16 protein-coding genes are annotated in these 17,604 nt (G+C 65.8%); 12 read left to right on the top strand and 4 right to left on the bottom strand.

All coding sequences use genetic code 11. The annotated features are described in order from the left end of the window. The first annotated feature begins 74 nt into the window (after positions 1-74). Positions 75-488, top strand: coding sequence for a DUF485 domain-containing protein (locus AC5RUM_RS06040; RefSeq protein WP_494034090.1), 414 nt, complete (start codon positions 75-77; stop codon positions 486-488). Then, positions 485-2,101, top strand: a complete 1,617-nt coding sequence (locus AC5RUM_RS06045) for a monocarboxylic acid transporter (protein ID WP_494034091.1) — start codon at positions 485-487, stop codon at positions 2,099-2,101. Before AC5RUM_RS06040 ends, AC5RUM_RS06045 begins: the two co-directional genes overlap by 4 nt. A gap of 114 nt (positions 2,102-2,215) precedes the next feature. Here AC5RUM_RS06045 and AC5RUM_RS06050 read toward each other — a convergent pair whose 3' ends face one another. Together AC5RUM_RS06050 and AC5RUM_RS06055 are read right to left on the bottom strand one after the other, a co-directional pair. After that, entirely contained in the window at positions 2,216-2,710 is a 495-nt protein-coding gene (locus AC5RUM_RS06050) for a hypothetical protein (protein WP_494034092.1), read from the bottom strand. Between the two features lie 69 nt (positions 2,711-2,779). Beyond that, positions 2,780-3,253, bottom strand: a complete 474-nt coding sequence (locus tag AC5RUM_RS06055) for an Lrp/AsnC family transcriptional regulator (protein ID WP_400577882.1) — start codon at positions 3,251-3,253, stop codon at positions 2,780-2,782. A gap of 196 nt (positions 3,254-3,449) precedes the next feature. Here AC5RUM_RS06055 and pdhA point away from each other — a divergent pair, with 196 nt between their 5' ends. Genes pdhA through AC5RUM_RS06070 form a run of 3 tightly spaced genes read left to right on the top strand, consistent with a single transcriptional unit; the run spans position 3,450 to position 7,059 of the window. Then, the gene (pdhA, locus tag AC5RUM_RS06060; RefSeq protein ID WP_494034093.1) at positions 3,450-4,628 is read left to right on the top strand and encodes a pyruvate dehydrogenase (acetyl-transferring) E1 component subunit alpha; all 1,179 of its coding nucleotides are present in this window, start codon (positions 3,450-3,452) and stop codon (positions 4,626-4,628) included. Beyond that, the gene (locus tag AC5RUM_RS06065; protein WP_494034094.1) at positions 4,628-5,638 is read left to right on the top strand and encodes an alpha-ketoacid dehydrogenase subunit beta; all 1,011 of its coding nucleotides are present in this window, start codon (positions 4,628-4,630) and stop codon (positions 5,636-5,638) included. The genes pdhA and AC5RUM_RS06065 overlap by 1 nt, the downstream gene beginning before the upstream one ends. Continuing rightward, a complete protein-coding gene (locus AC5RUM_RS06070) occupies positions 5,635-7,059 on the top strand; it encodes a dihydrolipoamide acetyltransferase family protein (RefSeq protein ID WP_494034095.1) in 1,425 nt (474 codons plus the stop codon). The genes AC5RUM_RS06065 and AC5RUM_RS06070 overlap by 4 nt, the downstream gene beginning before the upstream one ends. A 151-nt stretch (positions 7,060-7,210) precedes the next feature. On the opposite strand, the gene AC5RUM_RS06075 is transcribed toward AC5RUM_RS06070, so the two are convergent. Continuing rightward, positions 7,211-7,849: an SACE_7040 family transcriptional regulator gene (locus tag AC5RUM_RS06075; protein WP_494034218.1), complete on the bottom strand. Its 639-nt coding sequence runs from the start codon at positions 7,847-7,849 to the stop codon at positions 7,211-7,213. Positions 7,850-8,049: 200 nt separating this feature from the next. Here AC5RUM_RS06075 and AC5RUM_RS06080 point away from each other — a divergent pair, with 200 nt between their 5' ends. Genes AC5RUM_RS06080 through AC5RUM_RS06110 form a run of 7 tightly spaced genes read left to right on the top strand, consistent with a single transcriptional unit; the run spans position 8,050 to position 16,065 of the window. Continuing rightward, positions 8,050-9,657: a carboxyl transferase domain-containing protein gene (locus AC5RUM_RS06080; RefSeq protein ID WP_494034096.1), complete on the top strand. Its 1,608-nt coding sequence runs from the start codon at positions 8,050-8,052 to the stop codon at positions 9,655-9,657. Between the two features lie 7 nt (positions 9,658-9,664). Then, positions 9,665-11,881 carry an acetyl/propionyl/methylcrotonyl-CoA carboxylase subunit alpha gene (locus tag AC5RUM_RS06085; RefSeq protein ID WP_494034097.1) on the top strand — a complete coding sequence of 739 codons (2,217 nt, stop codon included), beginning with the start codon at positions 9,665-9,667 and terminating at the stop codon, positions 11,879-11,881. 2 nt (positions 11,882-11,883) lie between these two features. Then, on the top strand, positions 11,884-13,059 hold the full coding sequence (locus AC5RUM_RS06090) for an acyl-CoA dehydrogenase family protein (protein ID WP_494034098.1): 1,176 nt from the start codon (positions 11,884-11,886) through the stop codon (positions 13,057-13,059). Between the two features lie 43 nt (positions 13,060-13,102). Further along, positions 13,103-13,900: a CoA transferase subunit A gene (locus AC5RUM_RS06095; protein WP_494034219.1), complete on the top strand. Its 798-nt coding sequence runs from the start codon at positions 13,103-13,105 to the stop codon at positions 13,898-13,900. Between the two features lie 2 nt (positions 13,901-13,902). Then, complete coding sequence (locus AC5RUM_RS06100; RefSeq protein WP_494034099.1) at positions 13,903-14,652, top strand: CoA transferase subunit B; 750 nt, start codon at positions 13,903-13,905, stop codon at positions 14,650-14,652. Beyond that, entirely contained in the window at positions 14,649-15,221 is a 573-nt protein-coding gene (locus AC5RUM_RS06105; RefSeq protein ID WP_494034100.1) for a MaoC family dehydratase, read from the top strand. Before AC5RUM_RS06100 ends, AC5RUM_RS06105 begins: the two co-directional genes overlap by 4 nt. A 4-nt stretch (positions 15,222-15,225) precedes the next feature. Further along, entirely contained in the window at positions 15,226-16,065 is an 840-nt protein-coding gene (locus AC5RUM_RS06110; RefSeq protein ID WP_494034101.1) for an HpcH/HpaI aldolase/citrate lyase family protein, read from the top strand. Between the two features lie 21 nt (positions 16,066-16,086). Here the strand turns inward: AC5RUM_RS06110 and AC5RUM_RS06115 are convergent, their stop codons facing one another. Next, on the bottom strand, positions 16,087-17,565 hold the full coding sequence (locus AC5RUM_RS06115) for a lipase maturation factor family protein (RefSeq protein ID WP_494034102.1): 1,479 nt from the start codon (positions 17,563-17,565) through the stop codon (positions 16,087-16,089). Positions 17,566-17,604 lie beyond the last annotated feature (39 nt).

The raw sequence follows: 17,604 nt of genomic DNA on the forward strand, positions 1-17,604 counted from the left end.
CAGTGATGGGGGTCACACTGGCCGTGGAAGCGTGCAAAAGCCGGTGTGGAAAACACTCTCAACGAGGAGGAAAGATGGGTAATGATGCCCGAACTCCGGACGCAGCGGCGTCCGCGGACTTCGAGGAAGTCCAAACCACCGGGCAGTTCAAGGAACTGCGCAAGCGCCACCGCAGCTTTGTGTTTCCCATGGCCGTTGCGTTCCTGCTGTGGTACTTCGCTTATGTCCTGCTGGCCGACTATGCGGTCGGCTTCATGTCCACCAAAGTGTGGGGCAACATCAACATCGGGCTGATCATGGGGCTGCTCCAGTTCGTCACCACGTTTGCGATCACCGGCTGGTACGTCAGCTACTGCAACCGGAAGCTGGACCCCATCGCCGCCGACATCCGGCAAGGCATTGAAGGCCACGACTTCGACAGGGCGGACAGGTTTGACGGGGCGGACACGGGAATGTCCGGCAGCACACCGGGCGGAGCAAGTAAATGATCAGCATTCCAACAGCGGTGGACGTCGCCGCACTCAAGGAAACAACCCTCCTCAACATGGGCATCTTCGGCCTGTTCGTCGCGGTCACCATGGTGATCGTCCTGCGGGCAAGCCGGAACAACAAGACCGCGGCTGACTACTACGCCGCCGGCCGTTCATTCACCGGATCGCAGAACGGCACGGCCATCGCCGGGGACTACCTGTCCGCAGCCTCCTTCCTGGGGATCACCGGAGCCATCGCCATCAACGGCTACGACGGGTTCATGTACTCCATCGGATTCCTCGTCGCGTGGCTCGTGGCACTCCTCCTGGTGGCCGAGCTGCTGCGGAACACCGGCAAGTTCACCATGGCCGATGTCCTGTCCTTCCGCCTCAGGCAGCGTCCGGTCCGCATCGCCGCCGCCATCTCCACGCTGGCGGTGTGCTTCTTCTACCTGCTGGCCCAGATGGCAGGCGCCGGCAGCCTCATCTCGCTGCTGCTGGGCATCAGCGACTGGGGAGGCCAGGCGCTCGTCATCATCGTCGTGGGCGCACTCATGATCATGTACGTCCTCATCGGCGGCATGAAGGGCACCACCTGGGTGCAGATCATCAAGGCCATCCTGCTCATTGCCGGTGCGGCCGTCATGACACTCTGGGTCCTGGCCATCTACGGCTTCAATCTCTCCAGCCTGCTGGGCGCGGCGGTGGACACCGCCAACAATCCTGCGGTGCTCAACCCGGGCCTGCAGTACGGCAAGACGGAAACCTCCAAGCTGGACTTCATGTCCCTCGGCCTGGCCCTCGTGCTCGGCACGGCCGCCCTGCCGCACGTGCTCATGCGTTTCTACACGGTCCCCACCGCCAAGGAAGCCCGGAAATCCGTGGTCTGGTCCATCTGGCTGATCGGCCTGTTCTACCTCTTCACCCTGGTCCTCGGCTACGGCGCCGCTGCCCTCGTGGGGGCGGACACCATCAAGGCCGCTCCCGGCGGCGTCAACTCGGCCGCTCCGCTGCTGGCGTTCCACCTGGGCGGTCCGCTGCTGCTGGGCTTCATCTCCGCGGTGGCCTTCGCCACCATCCTCGCCGTCGTGGCCGGACTCACCATCACTGCAGCAGCGTCCTTCGCCCACGACATCTACGCCAGCGTCATCGCCAAGGGCAAGGCCGACGCCGACACCGAGGTCAAGGTGGCCCGCCGCACCGTTGTAGTCATCGGAGTCTTGGCGATTGTGGGCGGCATCTTCGCCAACGGGCAGAACGTGGCCTTCCTCGTGGCGCTCGCGTTCGCCGTGGCGGCCTCCGCCAACCTCCCGACGATCATCTACTCGCTGTTCTGGCGCAGGTTCACCACGCAGGGCGCCATCTGGAGCATGTACGGCGGTCTGGCCTCAGCCATCCTCCTGATCGCATTCTCCCCGGTGGTTTCCGGAGCCGCGACGTCCATGATGCCGGGCGTCAACTTTGCGGTCTTCCCGCTCAGCAACCCCGGTATCGTGTCCATCCCGCTGGCCTTCTTCCTTGGCTGGCTCGGTACGGTCCTGGACAAGAGGGGGGAAGACCCCGCCAAGCAGGCCGAGATGGAAGTCCGCTCGCTGACCGGCGTGGGCGCGGAAAAGGCCGTCGACCACTGACCGCGTCGGAGCACTGACCCGCCGACTACGGCAGGCACGGCAGGAGCCCCCGCACTTCAGCGTGAAGTCGCACTTCAGCGTGAAGGACGGGGGCTCCCGTCTGCGGCGGGGGGCTCAGCCTTTTGGTTTGAGCCGGATGGTGACCATCTTCAGCTCGTCTTCTCCGGAAAAGCGGTAGACGAGCTCCACGTCCCTGCCGTTGCATTGGATGACGCCGGAAACGTCCGCGATGTTGGAGCCGCCCTCACCGCTGGCCTTGACGTCGTCGAAGGCTGTGGTGCAGGACGGGTCGAGATGCAGATTCTGAACGCCGGAGGTGAAGTCCTCCCGCGGCAGTTGCTCTTTCAGCGCCGGATCCAGGAAGTCGTCGTAGGCCTTGTCCGTATCACCCGAGATGACAAGCCTGGTGAAACTGTCCGCCAGATCCGAGGCCTGGCGGGTTGCCCCGCCCACCAGGTTCATCAGGAGCGCGACTCCCACGGCCACCAGCAACAGGACGCCACCCACGATGCCAAGGACTATCCAGAGTCCCTTGCGGTTCTCTGCCGGTAGCCGGCTTGGCGGCCGCAGGCGCCGACGCTGCTGGAAAGGGTTCTCGGTGTTGCTCACGGTGAGCCTTTCATTCTTCTGCGGAGCCGGTCATTCATCTGCCGAACGATCACTCTTCTGCCGAACCCGTCATTCTTCTGCCGAACCACGGTCCAGGAGCGGCTGGATCCGGAACGGAATCAGCTCTCCCATAGCCAGCGCGGTGTCAGTTCTCTCCACACCGTCGCAGGCAAGTATTTTTCCGTTGATCCGGAACAGGTCCTCGGCGTCCAGCGCCACTACCCGCAGCAGCAGGTCAGCCGGCCCGGTGAGCCCGTAGCCTTCGAGGATCTCCGGGACGCTGGCCAGCTCGTCGGCCAGGCTGCCGAGCTTCCGCTGCTGGACATGGACGGAGATGAAGGCCATCAGCGGATACCCCAAGGAGACCGGATTAATCCGGCGCTCAAAGGAAAGGAAGACATGTTTCTTTTCAAGCTGCGCCATCCGGGCCTGGACCGTATTTCGGGACAGGCCCAGCTTCTGGGCCAAGGCAACGACTGTCCGGCGGGGGTCCTTCGCCAATGCCGAAAGCAGGCGGGTGTCAGTGCCATCCAAAGCTTGCATAATGCGCAAGGCTAGCACGGTCTGAGCCCGCCAGATGGTGCATTATGCTCAGTTTCCCCGGCGGTGGTTGTACCCCCTGAGCATTGTGAGTATGGTCACAATTATCCGGAGCAACGGCGCCCGGAAGGCCGTAAAGCGGAAGGATCACGAGTCCATTTCGCGGCGCGGTCACACGACGTCAGAAGGTTGCACAACTGTGTTGACAGACGAGTCGGGCCAGGGCGGTACACCCGCCGGAGGTCCGGGCAACAGGGCAGAACATCAAAGCGGGACTGGCCGGAACCTGGTCCAGCTGATCACCCCCGCAGGGGAACGCGTCAGCCACCCCGAGTACGATCCCTGGGTCCAGGATGTGACAGACGAGCAGCTCTGTTCGCTGTACGAGGACCTGGTGATCATTCGGCGGATCGACACTGAGGCCACGGCACTCCAAAGGCAGGGTGAGCTGGCACTGTGGCCGCCGCTGCTCGGCCAGGAAGCATCCCAGATCGGCTCGGCGAGGACGCTCCGTGACGACGATTTTGTCTTCCCCAGCTACCGCGACAACGGAGTTGCCTACTGCCGGGGAGTCAAGCTGACGGACATCGTCCGCGTCTGGCGCGGCAATGCCGCCGGCGGGTGGGATCCCTACACGGTCAACATGGCGACCACCCAGATCGTCATTGGCTCGCAGACGCTGCACGCCACGGGCTACGCGATGGGCATCCAGAACGACGGCGCTGATTCGGTGGCCATCACGTACTTCGGCGATGGCGCAACCAGCGAAGGCGACGTCAACGAGGCCATGGTCTTCGCGGCCAGCTTCCAGGCGCCGGTCGTATTCTTTTGCCAGAACAACCACTGGGCCATTTCCGAACCCGTCAGGCTGCAGTCCCACATTCACATTGCGGACCGTGCTGCGGGCTTCGGCATTCCAAGCATGCGCGTGGACGGCAACGACGTCCTCGCCGTAATGGCCGCCACCCGGATTGCCCTGGACCGCGCCCGCCGCGGCGGGGGACCCACTTTCATCGAAGCCGTCACGTACAGGATGGGTCCGCACACGACCGCGGACGATCCCACCAGGTACCGGGATGCCAATGAACTTGAGGACTGGGCCGCGAAGGATCCGATCCGCCGGGTCAAGGCGCTGCTGGACCGCAAGGGCCTGCTCACGCAGGAGCTGGAAGCCGCGGTACAGCAAAAGGCTGACGCCGTGGCCCGCGAGTTGCGTTCCGGCTGCATCAACATGCCGGACCCGGCGCCGCTTGACGTCTTCAAGCACGTCTACAACACGCCGAACTCGTGGCTGGACCGCCAGCAGGACCATTACTCCCGCTATCTGGCATCCTTCGGTGATCCCGCAGGAGCCGCCTCTGAAGAAGGTGCACGCTGATGACCCAGTTGACCTTTGCCCGGGCCATAAACTCCGGGCTGCGCAAATCCCTTGAGAACGATCCGAAGGTCATCCTCATGGGAGAGGACATCGGAGCGCTTGGCGGCGTTTTCCGGGTAACGGACGGGCTGCAGAAAGACTTCGGCACCCACCGCGTCATTGACACCCCGCTGGCTGAGTCCGGCATCATGGGCACCGCGGTGGGGCTTGCCTACCGCGGCTACCGTCCCGTGGTGGAGATACAGTTCGACGGGTTCGTGTACCCGGCCTTCGACCAGATCGTGTGCCAGGTGGCCAAGATGCATTACCGCACCCAAGGCGCGGTCAAGATGCCCATCACCGTCCGCATCCCATTTGGTGGCGGGATTGGTTCCCCGGAATTCCACTCCGAATCTCCGGAGGCATATTTCACGCACACCTCCGGCCTGCGGGTCATCAGCCCGTCCAACCCGCAGGACGCCCACGTCATGATCCAGCAGGCCATCCTGTGCGATGATCCGGTGCTTTTCTTCGAGCCCAAACGGCGCTATCACGACAAAGCCGAAGTGGATGAGTCCACCGACGTCGCCGGTGCGCTGTCAATGGAAAAGGCCCGCGTGGTCGCGGATGGCCGCGACGTCACGCTCGTGGCCTACGGGCCGCTCGTGAAGACAGCCCGTGACGCCGCGCTGGCCGCCGCCGATGAAGGCCTGTCAGTGGAAGTCATTGATCTGCGCTCACTTGCTCCGGTGGATTTTGCCGCCGTGGAGGCATCGGTGCGCAAGACCGGCAGGCTCGTGATCACGCACGAGGCCGGGCAGTCAGGTGGGCTCGGCGCCGAGTTGGCGGCCAGCATCACCGAACGCTGTTTCTACCACCTGGAGGCGGCTCCCGTCCGCATCACAGGTTTTGACGTGCCGTACCCGTCTTCCAAGTTGGAGATGCACCACCTCCCCAATCTGGACCGCATTCTCGACGGCGTGGATCGGGTGCTCGGCCGGCCGAATTCGCTGAGCGGGCTGGAAGGATGACCGCCACCATGATCAAGGAATTCCGGCTGCCCGATCTCGGCGAAGGCCTGACCGAATCCGAAATCGTCAGCTGGAAGGTGAACGTTGGGGACACCGTAAGCCTGAACCAGATCATTGCCGAGGTGGAGACTGCGAAAGCCGTGGTGGAGCTTCCCTCCCCGTTCGCAGGCGTGATCACCGCCCTGCATGAACAGCCGGGCACCGTCGTGGAGGTCGGCAAACCGATCGTCTCCTTTGAGGTGGAGAACGACGCCGGCGGACAGCCCGATGCCGCAGAGGCGGCGGGGCCAGCAGAGGCGGCGGTTCCAGCAGAGACGGTGGCTCCCGCAGAGGCGGTGGCTCCCGCTGCCAAAAGGGAACCGAACCTCGTGGGGTACGGCGCCGTCGTCGAAAGCTCCGGGCATCCGGTACGCAGGCAGCGCACTTTCGCTGCCGCAGAGCCACCGCGGGAGTCTGCCGCACGGCGGCTGGTGGACGCTGCCGAAACGACGCCTGCAGAAACCGCGCCTGCCGTAACCATGCTGGACGAGCGCCCCCGCTCCACACCGCCCGTGCGGAAGCTGGCGAAAGACCTGGGTGTGTCCCTCGAGGAGGTCAGGGGCACTGGTCCCGGCGGACTGATAACGCGGGATGATGTGCGGAATTTCGTGGGCGGCGGGGATGTGCCAGCCGCAGCGCAGGAACCGGCGGCACAGGAATTTCCCGCGACCGGACAGGGCGAACGCGAAGTGCGCACGCCCATCAAGGGCGTCCGGAAACTCACGGCGGCAGCCATGGTCTCAAGTGCTTTCACCGCACCGCATGTCACGGAATTCCTCACAGTCGACGTCACCGCGGCCATGGAACTGCTGGCCCGGCTCAAGGCCGGCAAGGCCTTCGCCGGACTCAAGCTCACGCCCCTCACGCTGGTGGCCAAGGCGGCGCTGCTTGCCCTGCGCCGCAATCCGACGCTGAACTCCAGGTGGGACGAGGACAACCAGGAAATCGTGCAGTTCAACTACGTCAACCTCGGGATCGCGGCCGCCACACCGCGCGGCCTCACGGTCCCTAACATCAAGGACGCGGACCGGATGACCCTGGCCCAACTCTCGACTGCGCTGACGGCGCTGACCGAAACCGCCCGGGCCGGAAAGACGGGCCCGGCGGATCTTGCCGGAGGCACCATCTCGATTACCAACATCGGTGTTTTCGGCATCGACGCCGGCACGCCCATCCTGAACCCGGGCGAGGCAGCCATCCTGGCCATGGGTGCCGTGCGGAAGATGCCATGGGAATACCAGGACCAGATCGCTCTCAGGCAGGTCATGACCCTCAGCCTGTCCTTCGACCACCGGCTGGTTGACGGGGAACAGGGCTCGAGGTTCCTTGCGGATGTCGGTGCACTCCTGGCGGATCCCGGCATGGCGCTGGCAATGGCCTGAGCAGCATTCCCCGCACAAAAGCGGCCCCGGCCCTCATAGCCGCTGTTGCCCAGCAAGGTTATGAGGGCCAGGGCCGCCCCTGCAGGCTGGTGCCGCTTATGGCGGGGTTCGGCCGGGGGCGGAACGGGGGAGCGGCCTGCCCGGCCCGCGGCTACTCCGGGGGCGTGTCCGGTGCCGTCAATGCCGCCAGCGCCATGTTCTCCAGCAGCGGGCGGGCCGACTTGATGGCCATCCGGCGGCCATGGTTCCGAACGGAGTGGGGCGTGGAGTTGATCAGGCCGAAGGTTGCATGGGCCCGCATCCGGAGATCAGCCATGTCCGTTCCGCTGTGGATGCCGGCAAGCACATCGACCCAGAGCTCCACATAACTGCGCTGGAGCGCCCGGACCTGCGCCTGGTCTTCGGCGGAGAGGTTGCTGAAATCCCTGTCCTGGACAAGGATGACGTCCGGGTTGCTTAGGGCAAAGTCCACGTGGAACTGCACCAGCCGCGCAAGGGCTGAAGCCGGGTCGCGGGCCTCCGCCACCACGCTCTGCCCGCCGTCCAGCAGGTCCTGGCTGACGCTCAGCAGCAGGGCGCCCAGCACAGCCTGCTTGCCGGGGAAATGGCGGTACACGGCGGGTCCGCTGACCCCGGCCGCGGCGCCCAGATCCTCAAGGGACACCTTGTTGAAACCGTTGACGGCAAAGAGGGATGCGGCGGCGGACAGCAACGCCTGACGCCGGGTTTCCTTGGCGCGGCTGCGCTGCGTAGCGGCGATGGGACGGGCGTCGTCGCCCAAGGCTTCCAGTGGTGCGGCCGGGTCGCCCCCGGCAAGCCTGCCCTGCTCTGTGATCGGCACATTTCCTCCTCGAACCAGCAAACTCTAACAAGCCTCCGGTGTGTTGGACATCACAGTTAATAGAGACTAACCTCAATTTCAGTTACATGGCACTAACCGAAAGTAGGCGGCCCGGTCCTTTGGGCAGGCCAGGGAACGGAAAGCAGTCAATGGAGACACTCGCCAGCAGGCTGGATCCCACCAGTGAGGCCTTCGAGGCCAACAGTCTTGCGCAGCAGGCGCTCGCAGGTGACCTGCGCAAGCGGCTCGCCGAGGCCGCGCTGGGCGGACCGGCAAAGTCCCGCGAGCGCCACATGGCCCGCGGCAAGCTGCTTCCGCGCGAACGCATCGACCAGCTCCTGGACAACGGCAGCCCCTTCCTGGAGATCGCGCCGCTCGCCGCCAACGGGATGTACAACGACGACTCACCGGGCGCCGGAGTGATCGCGGGCATCGGGCTCGTGCACGGACGCCAGGTCCTGGTCATCTCGAACGACGCCACCGTCAAGGGCGGCACGTACTATCCCATGACGGTAAAGAAGCACCTCCGGGCCCAGGAAATCGCCCTCGAAAACCGGCTGCCGTGCATCTACCTCGTGGACTCCGGCGGAGCGTTCCTCCCCAGGCAGGACGAGGTGTTCCCGGACAGGGAGCACTTCGGCCGGATCTTCTTCAACCAGGCCCGCATGTCCGCGGCCAAGATTCCGCAGATTGCCTCCGTCATGGGCTCCTGCACAGCCGGAGGCGCCTATGTGCCTGCCATGAGCGATGAAACCGTCATTGTCCGGAACCAGGGAACCATCTTCCTGGGCGGGCCGCCGCTGGTGAAGGCCGCCATTGGCGAGATCGTCACTGCGGAGGAACTGGGCGGCGGGGACGTCCACTCAAGAATCTCCGGTGTATCCGACCACCTCGCCGAAAACGACGAGCATGCCCTGCAGATTGTCCGGGACATCGTCGCCACGCTGCCCCGGCCAGCTGCCCCCGCCTGGGACGTGGACACCGCCGTCGAACCCGTGGTTGATCCGGGGGAGCTCTACGGGGCCGTCCCCACCGATGTCAACGCGCAGTACGACGTCCGCGAGGTCATCGCCCGGCTCGTGGACGGCAGCAGGTTCCACGAGTTCAAGAAGAACTATGGCACCACGCTCGTCACCGGTTTCGCCAGGCTGCACGGCCACCCCGTGGGCATCGTGGCCAACAACGGCGTGCTCTTCAGCGAATCCTCGCTCAAGGGCGCGCACTTCATCGAGTTGTGCGACCAGCGCGGCATCCCTTTGGTCTTCCTGCAGAACATCTCCGGGTTCATGGTGGGCAAGGACTCGGAACAGGGAGGCATCGCCAAGAACGGTGCGAAGATGGTCACCGCCGTGGCCACGGCACGCGTGCCCAAGCTGACCGTGGTGATCGGCGGATCGTTCGGCGCGGGCAACTACTCCATGTGCGGCCGTGCCTACTCCCCGCGTTTCCTGTGGATGTGGCCGGCGAGCCGCATCTCCGTGATGGGCGGCAACCAGGCCTCGAGCGTCCTGGCCACGGTCAAACGGGACCAGTACGAGGCTGCCGGCCAGGAATGGTCCGCCGAGGATGAGGAAGCGTTCAAGGCCCCCATCAGGCAGCAGTACGAGGACCAGGGCAGCCCTTACTACTCCACCGCCCGCATCTGGGACGACGGCGTGATCGACCCCGCGGACACGCGCACCGTGCTGGGCCTGGCCCTCGACGTCGTCTCCCGCGCCCCGCTGCCGGAGACTTCCTTCGGCCTCTTCCGGATGTGAGCCAGCCGTGACCAATCCAGTTAATGCCAATCTGTTCCACACCGTGCTGGTGGCCAACCGCGGCGAGATCGCCTGCCGGGTGATCGGAACCCTGCGCGCCATGGGTATCCGGTCGGTCGCCGTGTACAGCGATGCCGACGCCGGTGCCCGGCACGTGCGGGAAGCAGATGCCGCCGTGCGGATCGGGCCGGCAGCCGCGGCGGAGAGCTACCTCAACATCGAGGCGATCATCCGTGCCTGCAAAGACAGCGGAGCCGAGGCAGTGCACCCCGGCTACGGATTCCTGAGCGAGAACGTCGAGTTCGCCCGCGCGCTGGCCTCGGCCGGCATCGCCTTCATCGGCCCGGGCGTCGAATCCCTGGATGTCATGGGGGACAAGATCCGCTCCAAGAACCACGTTGCAGGCTACGGGGTCCCGGTTGTTCCCGGCATCGCCGAGCCCGGCCTGACGGACAGCCAACTGATCGAAGCTGCCGCCGGCGTCGGCTTTCCGCTGCTGATCAAGCCGTCCGCCGGCGGCGGCGGCAAGGGGATGCACATCGTGGAGCGCCCGGAAGACCTCCCCGCCACCCTGGCCACGGCCCGGCGCGTTGCGGCCGGCGCATTTGGCGACGACACGCTCTTCCTGGAACGCCTGGTCGCTGCTCCCCGACACATAGAGGTCCAGGTCCTGGCGGACACCCACGGCAACGTCATCCATCTGGGCGAGCGCGAATGCTCCCTGCAGCGCCGGCACCAGAAGGTGATCGAGGAAGCACCGTCGCCGCTGCTGGAATCCCTGAACGACGGCGGCGCGACGCGTGCGCGCATCGGTGAAGCCGCCTGCCAGGCGGCCCGCAGCGTGCACTACACCGGGGCGGGAACGGTCGAGTTCCTCGTCTCGGACAACGCCCCGGACGAGTTTTTCTTCATGGAGATGAACACCCGCCTGCAGGTGGAGCACCCCGTCACCGAAATGGTCACGGGAGTGGACCTCGTGGAGTGGCAGGTGCGCATCGCCGCCGGTGAGGAGCTCACGGTGGCACAGGACGCCGTCGTGCTTGACGGCCACGCTGTTGAGGCGCGCGTGTACGCCGAAGTTCCGGAGCGGAACTTCCTGCCGTCGTCCGGCGAAGTGGTCCTGCTCGACGAACACGGCACAGTCTTTGCAGCGCTGGCCGACGCCGGTGCCGACGCCGGCGCCGATGCAGAGGCCGGGGCTCCGGCGGACCGGCACGTCCGCATCGACTCCTCGCTGCTGCAGGGCCTGGATATCTCCAGTGACTATGACCCCATGCTGTCCAAGGTCATCGCCTGGGGCCAGGACCGCCAGTCGGCGCTCGACAGGCTGGACGCGGCGTTGGCCCGGTACACCGTCCTCGGGGTTGGAACGAACGTGGAATACCTCAGGCTCCTGATCAACGACGAGGACGTCCGCGCCGGCCATCTGGACACCACGCTGATCGACAGAAAAATGCCAGGGATGTCGTTTCGGACCGCCGGCGATGCGGAGCTCATTGCAGCAGCCATGCAGTTCTGGGTCCGCGATGAGGGCCCGCGCGGCATCGCCTCCCCCTGGGACAGTGTCCGCGGATGGCGGCTGGGCCGTCCCGCCCCCAGGAGGATCAGCTTCGGCCTCCCCGGCGGGGCCATTGCCACCACTGCCGTCACGTGGCTCAGTGACCGTTACCTCGGCCATGCCATGGTCCGAGTCGACGACGGGCCTGACCACGAGGTCCGCGTCCTGGGGCTGACAGGCGAATCCATACACCTGGACGTGGACGGCCAGGAGCGGATCTTCGCGTTGGGGTACGAGTGGGAGGACCATCCAGAGGCAGGCCGCCCGGAGGGCCGCCCGCAGACCGTCCATGTGGGCAGCGGCGGCTGGAGCTGCGGGCTGGAAGTGCTCAGCCGGGAGGCCCGGCTCGCGCGGGTGCTGGCCGCCATCGAGCGGGAAGACGGCGCGGCCGATCCCGAAGTCCGCTCGCCCATGCCGGGGACCGTCGTCTCGGTCGCCGTGGATAACGGCGACGCCGTAACGGCCGGCCAGGTACTCCTTTCGGTGGAGGCCATGAAGATGGAACACCAGCTCGTGGCGGAAGTGCCCGGCACGGTGCACATCACGGTGAAGACCGGGGACCTGGTGAAGGCAGACCAGGTGCTGGCCACCATCCATGCCGAAGGGACCTCGCACTGCGTCGAACCACCCACCCAAGATCCAGCCAATGAACGTAAGGGAGCCTAGCTATGGCCGATTTTGAGCTCAGCGAGGAGTACCAGGACCTCAGCAACACCGTGCGCGAGTTCGCCGACGAGGTCGTGGCGCCCGTCTCGGCCAAGCACGATGAAGAACACAGCTTCCCGTACGAGGTTGTCTCGCAGATGGCGGACATGGGCCTGTTCGGGCTGCCGTTCCCTGAGGAATACGGCGGCATGGGCGGAGACTACTTCGCTCTGGCCCTCGCACTGGAACAGCTGGGCCGCGTTGACCAGTCCGTGGCCATCACCCTGGAAGCCGGCGTGTCCCTCGGCGCCATGCCGGTGCACCGCTTCGGAACCGAGGCGCAGAAAGAGGAGTGGCTGCCGCTGCTCGCGTCCGGAAAAGCGCTCGCAGGGTTCGGCCTGACCGAGCCGGAGGCCGGCTCCGACGCCGGAGGGACGAAGACCACGGCCAGGCTGGAGGGCGCCGGTGACGATAAGACCTGGGTCATCAACGGCAACAAGGAATTCATCACCAACTCGGGGACGGATATCTCACGGCTCGTGACCGTGACTGCGGTAACGGGCCAGCAGGAGCGCAAGGACGGGAGCATCAAGAAGGAAATCTCCACAATCCTGGTACCCACCGACACCCCCGGCTTCACGGCGCAGAAGGCCTACAACAAGGTCGGCTGGAACGCCTCGGACACCCATCCCCTGACGCTGAAGGACGTGCGCGTTCCCGAAGCCAACCTCCTGGGCGTGCAGGGCCGTGGCTACGCCAATTTCCTGTCCATCCTCGATGAGGGCCGCATCGCCATCGCCGCCCTTGCCACCGGTGCCGCGCAGGGCTGCGTGGATCTCTCGGTCCGCTACGCCAAGGACCGCAGCGCTTTCGGGAACAACATCGGCAAGTACCAGGCCATCGCTTTCAAGATTGCCCGGATGCAGGCGCGGGCCCACACGGCCCGCCTGACCTACTACGACGCGGCCGCCCGGATGCTTGCGGGCAAGCCGTTCAAGACCCAGGCGGCCATAGCTAAGATGGTCGCAGGCGAGGCGGCCATGGACAATGCGCGGGATGCCACCCAGGTATTCGGCGGCTATGGCTTCATCAACGAGTTCACCGTGGCACGCCACTACCGCGACTCCAAGATCCTTGAGGTCGGGGAGGGCACCACGGAGGTTCAGCTGATGCTGATCGCCCGGGAACTCGGGCTCTAAACGGCCCGGTGGCTGAGTCTGTCGGGACCTGAAAGGATCAATGATGATTGACAAGGTTGTTGCCAGCGCCGACGAGGCTGTCGCCGATATTTCCGACGGCGCCTCGCTGGCCGTCGGCGGTTTTGGTCTGTGCGGGATCCCGGTGGCGCTCATCGACGCGCTCCACCGCGCCGGCACCAAGGAGCTGGAAACGGTGAGCAACAACTGCGGGGTTGACGACTGGGGCCTCGGAATCCTGCTCCGGGACGGGCGCATCCGGCGGACCGTCAGCTCGTATGTCGGGGAGAACAAGGAGTTCGCCCGCCAGTACCTTGCCGGTGAACTCGAGGTGGTGCTGACCCCGCAGGGAACGCTCGCCGAAAAGCTGCGCGCCGGCGGTGCCGGCATCCCCGCGTTCTATACGAAAGCAGGCGTCGGCACGCAGGTCTCCGAGGGCGGCCTGCCGCAGAAGTACGACGCCGACGGCGGCATTGCCGTCGCCTCCGCCCCCAAGGAGGTGCGCAGCTTCAACGGGGTGGACTACGTCCTTGAGGAGTCCCTTGCACCCGACTTCGGCCTGGTCCACGCCTGGAAAGGGGACCGGCACGGAAACCTGGTCTTCCACGCCACGGCCATGAACTTCAACCCGCTGTGCGCCATGGCAGGGCGCATCACCATTGCCGAGGTCGAGGAGCTGGTGGAACCGGGGGAGCTGGACCCCGAACACGTGCACCTTCCCGGAATCTTCGTCCAGCGCGTCGTGGTGGCGCCGCAGGGCGAGAAGCGCATTGAAAAGCGGACGGTGGCACTCTCTGCCCCAGGCACCCCCACGTCCGGCACCACCAATCAGGCAGGAGCGTAGCCATGGAGTCGATCAGCTCGCCGGGGGCACCGCCCCGCCCCGAAGGCATCCGCCACGAATACCGTGCGGCGACGCCGCACCCTGAAGGCAAGGGCTGGACCCGCAATGAGCTGGCGGCGAGGGTGGCCCAGGAGCTCAGCAACGGGCAGTACGTCAACCTGGGCATCGGCATGCCCACTCTGATTCCCAACTACATCCCCGCTGGGGTGGAGGTTGTACTGCACTCGGAAAACGGCATTCTGGGCGTCGGGCCCTACCCCGGCGAGGATGAGGTCGATCCTGACCTCATCAACGCGGGCAAGGAAACCGTGACCGTCAACAAGGGGGCGGCGTTCTTCGACTCCTCCTTGTCCTTCGGCATGATCCGTGGCGGCCACGTGGATGTTGCCGTGCTTGGCGCCATGGAGGTGGCCGCCAACGGGGACCTGGCCAACTGGATGATCCCGGGCAAGATGGTCAAGGGCATGGGCGGCGCCATGGACCTGGTCTTCGGAGCCAAGAAGGTCATTGTGATGATGGAGCATGTGGACCGGAACGGCAGGCCGAAGATTGTCGACCAGTGCACGCTGCCCCTGACCGGGAAGGCCTGCGTGGACCGCATCATCACCGACCTCGCGGTGATTGACGTGGTCGCTGACGGCGGCGCGTCCCGGCTGGTGCTCCGCGAGCTGGCGCCCAATGTGTCCGTCGAGGACGTGGCCGCGGCCACCGGCGCCGAGCTGTTTGAGGAAGACCAGGAACTGACCGTATGACGGCGCATCCTGAAGGGAGTGCTGACGGGGTTTCGACAGGCTCAACCACCGGCGGTCCTCGCGTGATCGAGCAGCGCGGGCTGTACTTCGAGGAACTCGAGGAGGGCGTCGTGTACGCGCACCGCCCGGGCCGGACCGTCACGGAAACGGACAACGTCCTGTTCACCACGATGACCATGAACACCCAGGGCCTGCACCTGGACGCGGCGTGGAGCGCGGGGCAGCCGTTCGGGCAGCGGCTGGTGAACTCGATGTTCACCCTGGCGACCGTCGTCGGGCAGTCCGTCGCCCAACTGACGCAGGGCACCATCATCGCGCAGCTGGGACTGACCGACGTGTCCTTCCCCGGACCGCTGTACCACGGCGACACGCTGTACACCGAGACCGTCGTCACCGGAAAAAGGCTCTCCGGCTCCCGCCCGGGGCAGGGAATCGTCACTATGAAGCACACGGGCCGCAACCAGGACGGCGCGGTGGTGGCCCTGGCGACGCGCAGCTGCCTGATGTGGACGCGGGAGGCGCATCTGGAGGAGGAGGCGGCGCAGAACCCGGTTCAAGGGGGAGAATGAAGCCATGAGTTTCGTCATGGGCCCTGCCCTGCTGTTCTGCCCTGCCGACCGCCCTGAACGCTTCCAGAAAGCCGCTGAGCGCTCCGATGCCGTCATCCTGGACCTGGAAGATGCGGTGGCCCCTGCAGACAAAAAGCGTGCCAGGGGCGCAATCCTCGCCCAGGTTGGTGCCCAGGGCGATGTCCCCGAGCTTGAACCCACGCGGACCATTATCCGGATCAACCCCGCCGGCACTGAGGACTTCGAAAAGGACCTCCACTGCCTCGCGCATACGCCCTACCGGACGGTGATGCTCGCCAAGACGGAAAGCGCGGAGCAGCTGCGGGCCCTGGAGGGCTTCCACGTCATTGCCCTGTGCGAAACGGCGGCCGGGATCATCAACGCCCCTGCCATTGCCGCCGAGCCCAACGTGGTGGGCCTGATGTGGGGAGCAGAGGACCTCCTCGCGTCCCTCGGCGGCACCTCGAGCAGGAAGGACGACGGCGGCTACCGCGCCGTGGCGCTGCACGCCCGATCGTCGGTGCTGCTGGCGGCCGGGGCCTTCGGCAAGGAAGCCGTGGACGCCGTCTACGTCAACATCCCGGACCTTGAGGGCCTCGGGGCCGAGGCCCGCGATGCCGTGGCTTCCGGATTCAGCTCGAAGGCGTGCATCCACCCCACCCAGGTGGCCGTGGTGCGCGGCGCCTACGCCCCGTCCGAAGCGGACGTTGCCGCGGCCCGGCAACTGCTGGACGCAGCAAACGCGGCGGGCAGCGGAGTATTCCAGTACGACGGCAAGATGATCGACGGACCCATCCTCAGGCACGCGGAATCCACCATCAGGCGCGCCCGCGCCAGCACCTAGGCGGATTTACTTACCGCCCTGCTACTGCCGCCGTCCTGGCGCGTGCCGCAGCGAAAGCGGCGGGATGGCCTCGTACAGCGGCGTGCGGATCCAGCGCTGGCCGGTCTCGCGGAACTCTGCCCGGCTGGAGAAGCGGTACAGGTAGGTGCGGGCGCGCACCCAGCGGGGGCGCTCGCCGTCGAACGGGTCATGGCGCAACAGACGCAGCATTGACCGGTCCGCCTCCAGCAGCTTGGCCAGGAACGCGTAGAACCACTCCTCATGGACGGTCCGGAGCGGCAGGAACCACATGAGCCAGTCGAGCCGCAGGTGGTAGGGGGCGTATTGCCGCGGCAGACGGCGCACGTCTCCCGGCTTGCCTTTGAAGCCGTACTCCCTCCAGTCCGCGGCATCGTCCGGTTCCTCATCCAGGGTCCCCTCCACCGCGACCTCGATCCGCTGCTTGGTGACCGTGCCAAACGCGCCGTAGGTGTTCACGAGCTGCCAGCGGTTGAAACTGGCATTCATCAGCTGGTGGTGTGAAAACAGGTTGCGGATGGGCCAGTAGCTGAGCACAACGAGCAGCACCGTCGCCGCGAGCGTGATGACCAGCCACCACAGCGGCATCTGCTGTTCGGTGCCGCCGGCCGCGCGCCAGTCCAGCGGCAGGACAGGCAGCACGGCATGCGCCACGGGATCGCTGACCGCCGCGAAGGCCAGCACGATGGCGATCCAGTTCAGCCACGCGAAATTGCCGCTGGCCACGAGCCAGAGCTGGGTGAAGATGATGATGCCGGCAGCGACGCTGGCTATCGGCTGCGGGGCGAAAAGGAAGAACGGCACCACCAGCTGGGCGAAGTGGTTGCCCAGCACCTCCATCCGGTGGAACGGCTTGGGCAGAAGGTGCGCCTGCCGGCTCAGCGGACCGGGCATCGGCTGCGTCTCGTGGTGGTAGTACAGCGCCGTGAGGTCCCGCCACTCCCGGCCGCCGCGGATCTTGATCATGCCCGCGCCGAATTCCAGGCGGAACACCAGCCAGGCCACGAGGAGCAGGATGGTCCGGGGCGGATCGGTCTGGTCCGAGCCAAGGAACGCCACGGTAAAGCCCGCCTCGAGGAGCAGCATCTCCCAGCCGAAACCGTAGAACGTCTGCCCCACGTTGACGATCGACATATACAGCAGCCACAGCGCCAGGAAGGCTATGAGCGGCAGCCACGGGGGACCGAGCTGCGGAAGGCCGGCAACCAGAAGGGCGGAGATGGCCATCCCCACCGCGCAGACCGCCCGCAGCAGCCGGTCTGAATAGCGCCAGCGGAACAGTGTGGGCCGGCGCAGCCTGGTGAACGCTTCCAGGTAATCCGGCACGGGCAGGAGTCCGCGCTCGCCGAGCAGCGCCGGGAACTGGTTCAGCGATGAAAGAAACGCGACGAAGAACAGTGCCGCTACGCCACGCTGCAGCACCTGCCGGGCGAATTCGTAGTCCGGCGCGTTAAACCAGTCAAGCCACGCGGCCCAGTCCACGCTTCCACGTTACTCACGGCAAGAAACGCGTCAAGGTGC

Source organism: Arthrobacter sp. B2060 (genome assembly GCF_059090445.1).

Bases quoted from the DNA above. Each gene is read 5' to 3' on its own strand.
- AC5RUM_RS06045 (WP_494034091.1), top strand. From the start codon at position 485: ATGATCAGCATTCCAACAGCGGTGGACGTCGCCGCACTCAAGGAAACA.
- AC5RUM_RS06100 (WP_494034099.1), top strand. From the start codon at position 13,903: ATGGAGTCGATCAGCTCGCCGGGGGCACCGCCCCGCCCCGAAGGCATC.
- AC5RUM_RS06110 (WP_494034101.1), top strand. From the start codon at position 15,226: ATGAGTTTCGTCATGGGCCCTGCCCTGCTGTTCTGCCCTGCCGACCGC.
- AC5RUM_RS06080 (WP_494034096.1), top strand. From the start codon at position 8,050: ATGGAGACACTCGCCAGCAGGCTGGATCCCACCAGTGAGGCCTTCGAG.
- AC5RUM_RS06070 (WP_494034095.1), top strand. From the start codon at position 5,635: ATGACCGCCACCATGATCAAGGAATTCCGGCTGCCCGATCTCGGCGAA.
- AC5RUM_RS06090 (WP_494034098.1), top strand. From the start codon at position 11,884: ATGGCCGATTTTGAGCTCAGCGAGGAGTACCAGGACCTCAGCAACACC.
- AC5RUM_RS06055 (WP_400577882.1), bottom strand. From the start codon at position 3,253: ATGCAAGCTTTGGATGGCACTGACACCCGCCTGCTTTCGGCATTGGCG.
- AC5RUM_RS06095 (WP_494034219.1), top strand. From the start codon at position 13,103: ATGATTGACAAGGTTGTTGCCAGCGCCGACGAGGCTGTCGCCGATATT.
- AC5RUM_RS06105 (WP_494034100.1), top strand. From the start codon at position 14,649: ATGACGGCGCATCCTGAAGGGAGTGCTGACGGGGTTTCGACAGGCTCA.
- AC5RUM_RS06040 (WP_494034090.1), top strand. From the start codon at position 75: ATGGGTAATGATGCCCGAACTCCGGACGCAGCGGCGTCCGCGGACTTC.
- AC5RUM_RS06065 (WP_494034094.1), top strand. From the start codon at position 4,628: ATGACCCAGTTGACCTTTGCCCGGGCCATAAACTCCGGGCTGCGCAAA.